Annotated in this window: 13 protein-coding genes; all 13 read right to left on the bottom strand. The window is 38.0% G+C overall.

Features of this window, described 5'->3' with window-relative positions; translation table 11 throughout:
- The coding region (locus ACFSCX_RS16465) for a transposase (RefSeq protein WP_377929339.1) at positions 1–269 on the bottom strand (269 nt) is incomplete at its 3' end.
- A gap of 52 nt (positions 270–321) precedes the next feature.
- Positions 322–981: an MFS transporter gene (locus ACFSCX_RS16460; RefSeq protein ID WP_377929338.1), complete on the bottom strand. Its 660-nt coding sequence runs from the start codon at positions 979–981 to the stop codon at positions 322–324.
- 83 nt (positions 982–1,064) lie between these two features.
- Complete coding sequence (locus ACFSCX_RS16455; RefSeq protein ID WP_377929337.1) at positions 1,065–3,167, bottom strand: LysM peptidoglycan-binding domain-containing protein; 2,103 nt, start codon at positions 3,165–3,167, stop codon at positions 1,065–1,067.
- 482 nt (positions 3,168–3,649) lie between these two features.
- A complete protein-coding gene (locus ACFSCX_RS16450) occupies positions 3,650–3,850 on the bottom strand; it encodes a hypothetical protein (protein WP_377929336.1) in 201 nt (66 codons plus the stop codon).
- A gap of 269 nt (positions 3,851–4,119) precedes the next feature.
- Entirely contained in the window at positions 4,120–5,838 is a 1,719-nt protein-coding gene (gene ptsP / locus ACFSCX_RS16445) for a phosphoenolpyruvate--protein phosphotransferase (protein WP_377929335.1), read from the bottom strand.
- A 1-nt stretch (position 5,839) separates the two neighbouring features.
- The gene (locus tag ACFSCX_RS16440; RefSeq protein ID WP_377929334.1) at positions 5,840–6,106 is read right to left on the bottom strand and encodes a phosphocarrier protein HPr; all 267 of its coding nucleotides are present in this window, start codon (positions 6,104–6,106) and stop codon (positions 5,840–5,842) included.
- 89 nt (positions 6,107–6,195) lie between these two features.
- Complete coding sequence (locus ACFSCX_RS16435) at positions 6,196–8,067, bottom strand: PTS fructose transporter subunit IIABC (protein WP_377929333.1); 1,872 nt, start codon at positions 8,065–8,067, stop codon at positions 6,196–6,198.
- Between the two features lie 13 nt (positions 8,068–8,080).
- Positions 8,081–8,995, bottom strand: coding sequence for a 1-phosphofructokinase (gene pfkB, locus ACFSCX_RS16430; protein WP_377929332.1), 915 nt, complete (start codon positions 8,993–8,995; stop codon positions 8,081–8,083).
- On the bottom strand, positions 8,992–9,747 hold the full coding sequence (locus ACFSCX_RS16425) for a DeoR/GlpR family DNA-binding transcription regulator (RefSeq protein ID WP_377929331.1): 756 nt from the start codon (positions 9,745–9,747) through the stop codon (positions 8,992–8,994). The genes pfkB and ACFSCX_RS16425 overlap by 4 nt, the downstream gene beginning before the upstream one ends.
- A 190-nt stretch (positions 9,748–9,937) precedes the next feature.
- Positions 9,938–10,252, bottom strand: coding sequence for a DUF2680 domain-containing protein (locus tag ACFSCX_RS16420; RefSeq protein WP_377929330.1), 315 nt, complete (start codon positions 10,250–10,252; stop codon positions 9,938–9,940).
- Positions 10,253–10,345: 93 nt separating this feature from the next.
- Positions 10,346–11,761 carry a sensor histidine kinase gene (locus ACFSCX_RS16415; protein ID WP_377929329.1) on the bottom strand — a complete coding sequence of 472 codons (1,416 nt, stop codon included), beginning with the start codon at positions 11,759–11,761 and terminating at the stop codon, positions 10,346–10,348.
- Positions 11,751–12,464 (bottom strand): winged helix-turn-helix domain-containing protein, encoded by a 714-nt coding sequence (locus ACFSCX_RS16410; protein WP_377929328.1) that lies wholly within the window; start codon positions 12,462–12,464, stop codon positions 11,751–11,753. The genes ACFSCX_RS16415 and ACFSCX_RS16410 overlap by 11 nt, the downstream gene beginning before the upstream one ends.
- Positions 12,465–12,554: 90 nt before the next feature.
- Entirely contained in the window at positions 12,555–13,388 is an 834-nt protein-coding gene (locus ACFSCX_RS16405) for a hypothetical protein (protein ID WP_377929327.1), read from the bottom strand.
- Between the last annotated feature and the right edge of the window lie 15 nt (positions 13,389–13,403).

The following is a 13,403-nucleotide window of genomic DNA, read 5'->3' as shown; positions in this document are numbered from 1 at the left end:
GCAACTTCAAGCTCTTTTTCACCCAACAATCTCATTGCTTGTTCATATTTATCTAAAAGTTCATTTTTAGTCGGATTTTCTGATAGGGTGGTAGTGCCTTCTTGCTCCATCATCTCTAAAATTTCATCTTGATATTCTGTCATCCATTTTCTAAATGTATCTTTTGAAATACCAGCTTTTCTAGCAGTAGATGAATGGTTTCCAGTTTCCAATGCCATTCTTACATATTTCTTTTTCACATCTTCAATAACATCGATCTTCTTCTTCACTCTAACCACCTCCTATTCATCAGAATCGACACTTTTAGTGTACTTTTATAACCTAGTTCGTGTCCAAATGAATAAGGGGGCTTAAAAGTCCCCACACGAAAATATTCAATATCGCAAATGTAACAAATGATTTATTTTTCATAATTGCTAAATAGGATTGGAATGTAATCTTCTCACATTCTCCTTCCTTACAATTGGCAGGAATAAAGATCCAACTAATAATTCCTAATACAGCAAATAATGCGGCTGCAATGTAGAACACAACAACCGAGGTTTCTCCGATGAGAAAATACGTGAGTAATCCGGCGCTTCCAATCCCAATATTGGCTGCAATTCCTCTTAGTGAAAAGACAGTCGTTTTTTGGTCTCCTTCAGAGGCTAAAGCAGCTATAGCAGCTTTTGTAGATGGAGCATTTAAACCACCACCTATTCCATTCATAAAAGCAACTGCGATAAGCAAAGGAAAGGTTTCTACTAATCCAAATCCTACTAAAGCAATTCCTTTTAAGAAAGCACCAATGACAATGATAGATCGTCTACCGATTTTATCTGCTAAAACACCTCCTAATACACTTCCACCTTGATAGGAAAAAGAGCTGACTGCCAGAACAGTTCCAATTTGTATAATGGACAGTCCCTTCAACACCTTTAAAATAATTGGTAACACAGGAAGGACCAAGTAATAAGCCAAGTGGGCTATTAAAACCCCCATCAATAATATTTTTAAGGAAAGTGTTAGTTCTCTAAAATTCCAATTAAACAGGTGACACCCTCCTTTCTATCGTTCGAACGCTGTTATTGTGCAGTGACTCCTGCGGCCTTATGAACTTGAGTTTGATGATATGGATCAACAGCTCCATCCTTATGTCTTGTACTGTCTTTAAAATGAATATCAAAATGGCCATTTATTCCATTTCCAGCTATATAGTCGACACCGTGAGGATAAAAACTCATACTTGCTGCAATTTTTCTCCCATCCACTTCAACAATAACTGCTCTCGGAGTCCAACTATAGCCCCCCCAAATACTTTTAGCAATATCACTATCTGCTATTGTCACTGTTTCAGCATCTGCATGATTAGCTCCTACTGTTCTCTTAACGTTAAAGCTCTTTCCAGTAGCAAAATCTGTCACTTTTGCTACTTTTCCGATGCTATAAACATATTGTGCCTCACTCCACCAGTTTAGAAGCTCCCCATGTTTCGCACTAACTGTCTCTTTGATTGCGATTTGATGAACAGGAACCTTTAATGCTTGTCCAATTTTGAGTGTGCTGCTCATTGTTAAATTATTTGCTCTCAAAAGCTCTGCCTGAGGAATCCCATACTTTACACTTAAATCCCATATATTATCACCTGATTGTACAATATGGGTCGTATAGGTAAGAGTATTTTCTTTTACTGCCGCTTCATTAACAGGTGAACTTGTAGCTTCATTATTATTACTTGAAACTTTAAGCGTTTGACCTACAACAATCGTATCGCTTGTTAAATTGTTCAGTGATTTCAATTGATCAACCGTTGTTCCTGTCTTCTTCGCAATCACAGATAAAGAGTCACCAGACACAACGGTATACTCATTTGCATTTACTGTATTGGTTGTAGAGCCCTCTGAATTCGCTGGAATTTTAAGCGTTTGACCAGCCCTGATAACATCACTTGTTAAATCGTTAGCTGCTTTAAGACTTTCAACCGTTGTTCCTGTTCTCATCGCAATAACCGAAAGGGAATCACCTGGCACAACCGTATACGTAGTTCCCGCGTTAATCACGCTTGTTGTATCTGTTAGTTTTAGAACTTGCCCGATAAACAAGTGATCCGTTGTCAAATTGTTGATCCTCTTAAGCTCATCCACACTTTTATTAAACTGCTTAGCAATTGCTGATAAACTATCACCAGATACTACGGTATACGTCTTTTGAGTACTTAAATTCGTATTAACAACTTGATTAGTTGATACTTCAGATGTTGGAACTTTAAGTGTTTGACCAACCTTGATCGTATCTCCTGTCAAACCGTTCAGTTGCTTGATTTGATCCACCGTCGTTCCAAGCTTTTTGGCTATAACCGATAGGCTATCACCAGAAATTACAGTATACGTCCCTGGTGTACGTTCACTTGTGGTTATTCCTTGATTAGCTGAAGTTAGAGATATAGGGACTATTAGCGTTTGGCCTACTTTGATCGTATCTCCTGTCAAACCGTTCAGTTGCTTGATTTGATCCACCGTCGTTCCAAGCTTTTTGGCTATAACCGATAGGCTATCACCAGAAATTACAGTATACGTCCCTAATGTACGTTCACTTGTGGTTATTCCTTGATTAGCTGAAGATTGAGATATAGGGACTATTAGCGTTTGGCCTACTTTGATGGTATCTCCTGTCAAACCGTTCAGTTGCTTGATTTGATCCACCGTCGTTTGATAATTTTTTGCAATCACTGACAAGCTATCACCTGTGCGAACTGTGTACGTTGCGGTACTAGTTAATTGACCACTAGGGGGTATATATAACACCTGTCCAACTTTTAGGACATCTGTTGTTAATTGATTTGTTGATTTGAGTTGATCAACTGTAACATTATAGGTTTGAGCAATTTTCCATAAAGAATCTCCTAGCCCCACAGTATGCTGAGTAGTTTGAGCTTCTGCCTTATTATTCGGGTCATTCATCATTAAGGTCGTCACTATAACAGACCCCACAACAACCTTCACTACGTTACCGGAAAAATGTTTAATATTATTTTTTACATATGATTGAATAGTTGAATGTAATGATTGTTTTTCACCTAGTTCCTCACTAAACTCAGTAGAAAACTCAGTTAGATTTTCATCTAAGTAAATCATTAATACTTCTTCATTCATTACTTTAAGTATTCTATATTCTTTTATTTTTATCATGTGATTCACACCTCTACTTTCTTCCTATATACCCCTATTATTTGTTTCAGGTAAAAAATAATGTAGGTAACCTTTTATTTCTTATGAACGTGTAAATGAAAAAGCATCCTCAGACAACGATATACCCCCTTCAACTTTTGCCTAGGGCCTTCATCCGTTGCATGAAGATGCTTTACTTACTACTCACTTACTACTTTGTATCTTTAATAGGTAATTTTTCGATAAGGGGAAACTTCAACTTCAATCAGTGGAGGTTTTCCTTATCCTCCACTTACACTTCTTCGAATCATATAGAGCGGGTTCCTCCTACAGTAATCGTTTATACTCTTCCTGCTTTTAGCAAAAAAAAAGAGCAGAACTCTGCTGTCTGCTATTCTTTTCTTTTTGCTAGGTTCCCATGAAGGGACTCCCATTCCGAGCTTGTACTGGATGTACTGGCATTTCTTTGATTTGCGACAGGAGGTAGCAACTTTGGCAAAGATTCACCATAAGTACCCCTCTTCCCTCAGCGTAATTCCCTGCATGTTCTCCAGCCAGCCGTTCTTTGAAGGAATCTCGCCTCTTACACTCACCCTTAAAAATACGGCATTTTCTATAGAATTGTGCAATTTTTTATTCATTTTGGGCATTTTTTTCGTAAAATTTTGCCATATAAGCTTCCCTACTAGTTTTGCAAGATCCATTTGGCTGTTATCTCGTCTTTTTTATAGACTCTGGAATTTTATTATCAACTTGTTCGATATTATCGGCAACTATTTGAATTTTTTCAGCAACTATATGATTTTATCAGCAAGTTTTTGAATTTATCATCAACTTTCGATTTTACCGTCAACTTTGGTGCGTTTATCAGCAACTCTGAAAATTTTATCGGCAACTCTGACAACTTTTTCAGCAACTCCAACTTTTCGGGCAACAACTCTTTTTGCAACTCCAAATCTACTCTAACTAATGGTTATGGATTAATTAACTTTTTTACAACTTCCAGCACTTCTTCAGCAGTGCTTTTTGAAAGGATTTCTCCTTTAAGGGATTCAAGCTTTGCCTTTGAAAGGTTCTTTATAAGTGAGCGAGCTGGTAATATTGATGATGCACTCATAGAAAATTCATCTAATCCCAAACCTAGTAAGATTGGTATGGCCATTTGATCTCCTGCCATTTCCCCGCACATTCCAACCCATTTCCCTTCTCTATGAGCTGCTTCAATTACCATATTGATAAGCCTTAATATCGCTGGATGATACGGCTGATATAAGTAGGATACCCTTTCATTCATGCGATCAGCTGCCAATGTATATTGAATTAAATCGTTTGTACCTATGCTAAAAAAATCAACCTCTTTTGCAAACTGATCCGCTAGTATAGCTGACGAAGGAATTTCAACCATCATCCCAATTTCAATTTGATCAGAAACTTCGATCCCGCTCGATTGTAGTATAGATTTTTCTTCTAAAAGTATACTTTTTGCTTGTATAAACTCTTCTATTGTTGCAATCATGGGAAACATGATTTTGAGGTTACCTTGTGTGCTTGCTCTAAGCAAAGCACGAAGCTGAGTACGGAAAATATCCTGTTCTTCTAGACAAAGACGAATAGCTCGATAGCCAAGGAACGGATTCATTTCCTTTGGTAAGTGTAGATAAGGAAGCTCTTTATCTCCACCGATGTCTAATGTTCTTACGACGACAGGTTTACCTCCCATACTCTCTAACACTTTTTTGTAAGCTGTATACTGTTCTTCTTCAGTTGGAAGCTGATCTCGGCCCATATAAAGAAATTCGGTTCGGTACAGTCCAACCCCTTCTCCTCCGTTATCTAAAACTCCTCTAACATCTTCAGGAGTTCCAATATTTGCAGCTAATTCAACAACATGTCCATCACCTGAGACCGTCTTTTGATCCTTTAAGGCTGCCCATATTGCCTTTTTTTCATTATAGTCACTCAGCTTTTGATGATAAGTATGAATAATCTCATCACTTGGATTAATAAATACGAAACCATCTAAACCATCCACTATTAATAGGTCTCCTGTTTGGATATCAGCTGTTACCGTCTTGGTTCCAACAACTGCCGGAATCTCCATAGAACGAGCCATAATAGCTGAATGAGAGGTTCTTCCGCCAATATCAGTTGTAAAGCCTTTTACATACTTTCGATTTAACTGTGCTGTATCTGAAGGTGTTAAATCATCAGTTACGATAATAACCTCTTCAGTAAGTAAGCTCGGATTTGGAATTTCAACTCCAAGTAAATGACCTACAACCCTTTTTGTAACATCTCGTATATCAGCAGCACGTTCTTTCATATATTCATTATCCATTTGCTCAAACATTTGAATAAATTGGCTTGCGGTTTCATGTAATGCGTATTCTGCATTTACTTGTTCTTGCTTTATTTTGTCTTGAACAGGCTGAATAAGCTCCGGATCCCGTAAAACAAGAAGGTGTGCTGCAAATATCGCTGCTTTATCCTCACCTAATTCTGTTCTTGCCTGTTCTTTAATATGTTCAAGCTCTTCTGAAGATGTTTGTATTGCTGTGTTAAGTCTGTTTATCTCTTGTTCACTATTTTGAATCGCTATTTTTTCTATGTCTAATTGAGGCTGAACAAGTTTATAGGCCTTTGCGATTGCAATTCCGTTTGAGGCAGCAATCCCTTTGATCTTTTCTGTCATGTTACTCCCCTAAACCTTCCTTTTTTAAAGCTGCTTCGACAGCATCCAATGCTACATCTGCATCAGATCCTTCAGCTGTTACTTTTATTGTTGATCCTTTTGGAACACCTAGTGACATAACACCCATAATTGATTTTAAATTTACACTTCGCCCATTGTACTCCAAATTGATATCGCTATCGAAACCACTTACTGTTTGGACTAAAACCGTTGCTGGACGTGCATGAAGCCCAGACTCGCTTGTTATCGTAAATGTTCTTTCTGCCATTTTAACTATCTCCTTTTGCATGTGAATTTGCTTCTTTAAAAAGTTTATCGCAAAGGCACAAATGCTATGCATTTGTGCCTTTGGAGTTGTTATTCTTTTACTTCCTTCTTCCAAAAACCTAGCATTAAGGCAGTAATGATTGCTCCAATCACAATTGCTAGTATATATAATAGTGGATTCCCATTCACAATAGGGATCACAAACGCTCCACCGTGTGGTGCTGGTAAGCCAATACCAAAGACCATCGAAAGGGCTCCTGCGACTGCAGATCCCACAACGATTGAGGGAATAACTCTACCAGGGTCTGCAGCAGCAAATGGTATCGCACCTTCTGTAATAAAGGAAGCACCCATAATATAGTTTGTTTTACCTGCTTCACGTTCAGATCTAGTGAACTTTCTTTTAAATAACGTCGTTGCTAGAGCAATACCTAATGGCGGGACCATTCCCCCTGCCATAATTGCCGCATGTGGTGCATAGTTACCTGCATCAATCATCGCAATACCAAATGTAAATGCAGCCTTATTAATCGGTCCACCCATATCAATTGCCATCATACCACCTAACAGAAGTCCTAAGAATATGAGGTTACCTGCTCCCATTCCCTCTAACCAAACTGTTAATGCATCATTTAAGGCTTTGACTGGTTCAATAATGACATACATCATGAGTAATCCAGTAATTAAAATACCAAATAAGGGATAAAGTAAGACAGGTTTTATACCTTCTAGTGATTGTGGTAATCCTTCAAAAGCCTTCTTTAGTAGGACTACAAGATATCCTGCTAAGAAACCAGCAATTAGTCCTCCTAAGAAACCTGCTCCACCACTTGCTGCCATAAATCCACCTACCATACCAGGTGCGAAACCAGGACGGTCTGCAATACTCATTGCGATGAATGCAGCTAAAACTGGAATCATTAATCCGAAGGCATTTCCACCTCCAATCGTCATAAGGGCTTCCGCAATCGGGTGATACGAAGGATCTTCGGGATCAAACGCCTTAATTCCAAAAATAAACGAGATGGCAATTAAAATACCTCCACCAACAACAAAAGGAAGCATATTAGAAACACCACTCATCAGATGCTTATAAAAGCCTGTTCTTTGAGTGCCTTGATTCCCCTTCGACTCTTGCTTATCAGAATCAGAACCTTTATACAATGGAGCATCCTGTTTAAGCGCCTGCTCAATAAGCTCTTGTGGATTACGAATGGCCTGTGCTACTGGAACTTGAATGACATGCTTTCCTTTTAATGGAGACAAATCTACTTGTGTATCGGCTGCTACAATTATTGCTTTTGCTTCCGCTATTTCTTCAGGTGTGAGTTGGTTTTTCACACCACTTGAACCACAAGTTTGAACTTTAATGTCGACTCCTAATTCCTTAGCCTTCGCTTTTAGAGAATCTGCTGCCATATACGTATGAGCAATACCCGTTGGGCAAGCGGTAATCGCAAGTATTTTTCCTATATTCTGTTCTGAATGAGCTTCTTCTACCTCCTCTTCCCCCTCTTTCGCATCAATGGCAGCTAACACCTCATCAACCGATGAAGCTGCTTCTAATTTTTCACGGAAATGAGGATCCATTAAAAAGGAGGATAACCTTGATAAGGTTTCCAAATGCTCATTGTTTGCGCCTTCGCTTGCGGCTATCATAAAGAACAAATGGCTCATTTGTCCATCAAGTGCTTCATAATCAATACCTTGCTTCGATCTCCCAAAGGCAATAGCTGGGATTTTTACAGCACTTGTTTTCGCATGAGGAATGGCTATCCCCTCGCCAATTCCAGTTGTACTTTGGGCTTCCCTTCCTTCAATCGCTTGAATAAATTGATCTTTATCAGCAAGTCTTCCTGCTTCAAAAAGCTGATCAGCTAATTCTCTAATTACGTCGGACTTTGACTGTGATTTCAGATCAAGAATAATTGTGTCCGCTTTTAATAGCTCTGTAATCTTCATCGTTATTCCCCCTTTATCCTACCCTTTCCACTTTGACTTGTGGAAGGATGTTTTCAACTTGTTCCTTTTTACATAAATCAGATGAAAAAGCAGTGGCACTTCCTGCAGCTACACCGAATTGAAAGGCTTGTAATACATCAGCTGTTTTTACATAGGCTGCTAAGAATCCAGCAACAGTGGAATCTCCAGCTCCTACTGAATTCCGAACGATTCCTATTGGGACATTTGCAAAGGCTGTTATGTCTTGATTAATGAAAACAGCCCCCGCTCCTCCCATAGAGACGATGACATTTTGTGCTCCTTGTTCGACTAATCTCTTCCCATACAAGGCTGCTTCCGCTTTGGTTTCAATGGTTACCCCTAGTAAATCACCTAACTCATGCTGGTTTGGCTTTACCAAAAGCGGCTTAAAGGAGAGCACCTCTTGTAATGCTGGACCTGATACATCAATGATAAAAGGAATATCTTTTTTTGAACAAAGCTGTGCAATTGAAGTGTAGAAATCAACCGAAATAGATGATGGTAAGCTACCCGCTAAAACAAGGTAGTCTTCTTTCGTTAAGGAATGTAAATAATTCAGTAAGGATTTTTGTTTTACAACAGAAATATAGGGACCCGCCCCGTTTACTTCAGTCTCACGATTTGTCTTTAATTTGACATTAATTCTAGTGGGTTCTTCCACCTCAATAAATTGATGTGGAATACCTTCATTCGATAAAAAGTCTTTAATAAAACGACCTGTAAATCCTCCTACATATCCAAGAGCTGTATTTTCTATTCCAATATTACTAAGCACTCTAGAAACGTTAATTCCTTTTCCACCAGGGTAGTAAAAGGATTGCTTCGTTCGATTAAGCGAACCAACCTGTAGCTGATCTAGTTCAACAACGTAGTCAATAGATGGATTTAATGTACATGTGTATATCATGATGTTGTCACAACCTCTATTGTTAATTTATCTGTAAATGCTTCAAGAATTTCGGGATCAGATTCATTTGTTATAACGATTGCATCTTCTAAATTTGCTACTTTTGCAAACGTCACATCGTGAAATTTGGAGTGGTCAGCTAAGACATACACTCTTTGCCCTAAATGAATCGCCAAATTCTTGACGGCCGCTTCCTCAGGGTCTGGAGTTGTAAAGCCGTAGTTTGGGTGAATGCCATTTACTCCAATAAAACTTTTATCAAATTGATACGATTGCAGACCTTCTAGAGCACCACGGCCAATCAATGCTTTTGTCTTTTGCTTAATATAGCCTCCTGTTAAATAGGTTTCTATATTTCTATCAAATAATGCTTCTAAATGTGTGAGTCCATTTGTAACGACTTTAATATCGTTTGCCTTTATATGACTAATCATCTGGTAGGTTGTCGTCCCTGCATCTAGAAAGATACAATCTCCATCGCGGATAAGACTAGCTGCATGTTTAGCAATGCTTTCTTTTTCAGCCAAGTTCTTTGTGGCTTTTTCTGTAATACTTAATTCTTCACTTTTTTGCTTTAGTAGAGAGGCCCCTCCATGTACACGCTTTAACTGCTTATTTTCCTCTAGCTGACTTAAGTCACGGCGTATGGTAGATTCTGATGAAAAGGTTGCTTCAACGAGTTCCTGTAATTTAACAACTTCCTTTTTCTCTAAAAGTTCAAGAATAATGCGGTGTCTTTCCGGTGTCAGCACCGTGTCACCTCCAAATTACTTTCTTTTATTGATTATGTCCTTATCATATCGTAAGCGATTACATTTTTCAATCAAAAACAACCATTTCCGATCAAAAACAATCTTTATTGACCCCAAAATCATTCATTACCAATCAATATTCTGATAATTTTATAAATAGGGACATGGTGATTACCCATGTCCCTGCAAATTAGTGTGTCTTAATTTCCCATCTTGGAATATAATCATGCTCTTCTAATTCTTTATAATACTTATCTGTTTTTTCTAACATTCGCTTTCCCTTTTCCTCCGTAATCACGCCATATTCCACATATTTAATAATAATTTTCTTTTGTTTTTCAATGGCTTCCTTATGTAATCTTGCAAGCTCTTGCTTTTGTTCTTCTGTAAGCTTTTTGTGATGATTCATAGTGAGTTCATGTGGATGAGCTTCAGCAACACCATTTATAGCTCCGCCTCCCAATAGTAAGAAGATTGTAGTCATTACATTCAATAACATTTTCATACAGATATCCCCCTCTTTTTTTTCATTATCTGCTTTTGCTCGTTTATTATTCTTTAGTGACACCGTTTTAGCAAAAAAAGAGACCTAAACACATTAGGTCTCCTTACTTGGCAACTTAATAATAAACTTAGTCCCTTTACCTTTTTCACTAACTACCTCGATGGTACCTTTATGCATCTGGACTAACTGCTTTACGATAGAAAGGCCAAGTCCAAATTCCCCATAAGGGTTACTGGTTCTCGATAAATCTGCTTTATAGAACCTGCGCCAAATACTATCAATTTCTTTAGGATCAATGCCACTACCTGTGTCTTCTATCTCAACAACTGTATAGGATTGCTCTATTTTCCCTCTTAACCAAATCGTCCCGTTTGATGTAAATTGGATGCTATTTTTTGTGATATTCATGAGGATTTGAATGAGCCTGTCATAATCGGCCAATACTTCAGTGGCAGAATCAACTTCAATCCTGATGCTATTCCCCTTTTCCTCTGCTAAAATCGATAGCTGCTCTTTGATAATTTCAAAAATATCGATTAGCTTATTTTCTACTTTATGAAGGATGACTTGATTTGAGCGAATTTTTTCATAGTCTAGATTTTCATTTACAAGGCGAATCAGCCGTTTTGCTTCTTTATCTATAAGCTGGAACCCCTTATCCCTTTGGTCATCTGGAATCATATCATTGCGGATTCCCTCGATAACACCACTTATTGTAGTCAATGGAGTTCTCAGTTCATGAGAGACATCAGCCATGAACTGTCTTCTCCTGTTCTCTAAGTGCTCAATTTCCTCTTGTGAGGATTTTAATCTTCGTACCATTTGATTAAAATCACTTGCTAATTCCCCAATTTCATCGAACGATGAGCCTTTTATAAACACATCATAGTTCCCTGTTGATATAACGGAGGTTGCATCTCTCATTTTTTCGATTCGTTTTACATGTAATTTAGATAAAAATAAACTTAATAAAAATGCAATGGACAATGATATGAGGACTGTATAAAGAAGGTATTGATTAATTTGACTAATCATTTCTCGCGTTCCACTAATGGGAGATAAAAGTAAAATACCTCCGATTAACTGATCATTCACTAAATAGGGAAGCGCAACTAATGTTACAGCTTGATCAAATCTCCCAGGATCATATTTAAGCTGTACGACGTTTCCAGATAAAAGAATGTTCCATTCTTTTTCAGTTAACGTAATTCTAGGTATGATTCCTTTTCTTGAATAAGTAACAATCGCATTATGATCAAATACAATTAATTCGGTATTTCTTGCTTGTAATAAATTACTATATTGGGTTAATAGTAGTTTTCCTCGTAGAAAGGGTTCCCGTTCAAAGTCTGATAGAATTTTCTCACCGAAAGAGGTTAATTCATCGACTTTATTTTCATAAACTAAATTCTCAACATAATGTGTAAATGACAGACTCAATACTAATAATGCAATAATTAAGATACTGATATGACTACCAAGTAGTTGATACAAATACTTAATCTTCATTTGCTACCACCGATTCGTCATATTTGTACCCTACTCCCCATATCGTTTGAATGAAAGCACGTTGTTTCGTTGCAATCTTATTCCGTAATCTCTTTACATGTACATCAACAGTTCGCTCATCTCCGTAATATTCATAGCCCCATACACGCTCTAGTAGCTGTTCTCTCGTAAATACCTGCTTTGGGTGCTGAAGGAAAAAGTAGAGTAAGTCAAACTCTTTTGGTGTTAGGTTTGTAAGCAGAACATCTTCTAAATATACTTCCCTTGTCTCTTTACTAATAGTGAAAAAATCTGTTGCGATGGCTGTAGATGCGTGATCTTTAGGCTGACTTTCAACTTCTAGGTTATATCTTCTAGAAACTGCTTTGATTCGAGCCATTAACGCAAGTGGACTAAACGGTTTCGTGACGTAATCATCAGCTCCCATTTCAAGCCCAAGAACCTGATCAGATTCACTATCCTTTGCCGTTAACATAATAATAGGTACAAGATTTTTTTCTTCTCTAATTTTTCTACAAAGGGTAACCCCATCCATGCCTGGTAGCATCCAATCAATCACTAATAAATCCCAATGTTCGTTTTTTACAAGAGCAAGCCCCTCTTTTCCATCATGAACAAACTGACCGGAAATCCCCTCTTTCATAAAAAACATTTCAAGCATCGAGCAAACACTTTCATTATCTTCAATGACTAGAATTCTCATTCTACAAACGTCCCTTCCAAGACATTTATTGAAACAACAAACCCCCGAATACGATTCGAGGATTCATTGTTTTCCTTATTTTATCATGTATTATAGAGCATCTGCTTCATTTTCAGTTGCATTGTTTCCTGTTCGATCACCTTTATGATCATGCCCCCCTCGGAAAAAATATCCCTTTTTCCCAAATGGGTGAATGTCTAAGTTTTTTAGCTCTTCTGCGTGATCTTTCATTATTTCTTCCATGAGCTGCCTAGTAGTCTTATTTTCTGTCTTTATTCCTAGCTTTGTTGCAAGATTTAGGATTTGTTTTTCATGTACCTCCTTTGCAAGCTCACGAAGCTCTTTTCCTTCAGTTTCGATGTTCAGCTCTTCCGCTTTTTTTAGAAGCTGGGCCTCGTGTACTTCTTTAGCAAGTTCTTTTACATCTTTCCCTTCTGTATCGATACCCAATTCATTTGCCTTGTTTTTTAGTTCTGTCTCTCTCACTTCTTTCGCAAGTTCGCGGAGCTCTTTTCCTTCGGTACTAATACCTAGTTCCTTTGCTTTGCTTGTTATTTTTACTTGGCGAATTTCCTTGAGTATTTCCTTCGTTTCTTTTCCTTCCGTGTCAATCCCTAATTCCTCTGCATGTTTTTTGACAAGAGCCTCTTTTACTTCTTTTGCAAGCTCCTCAATTTCCTTTCCGTCCGTCTCAATCCCAAGCTCTTCTGCCTTGTTCAAAATCATGTCTTCACTTAAGAATGGTTTTCCCTTAAACTTATGGCCATGAGCTATTCCTCTTCCTTTCATAGTTCGCTCTACTAATTCAAGGTTTTGACTACTTGTTGTAGTTGAATCCTCCGACTCGGCAAAGGCGGGAATCACTCCTACAACACCTGCTGCTAGAACTCCTGACAATACATGACCAAGTACCTTCTTCTTCATCTTACAATTTTCCTC

The sequence above is a fragment of the Bacillus salitolerans genome, from assembly GCF_042680805.1.
Classification (GTDB): Bacteria; Bacillota; Bacilli; order Bacillales; family SA4; genus Bacillus_CJ; species Bacillus_CJ salitolerans.
The sequence above is the reverse complement of the archived record's forward strand: the minus strand, read 5'-3'. Positions and strand labels throughout refer to the sequence as shown.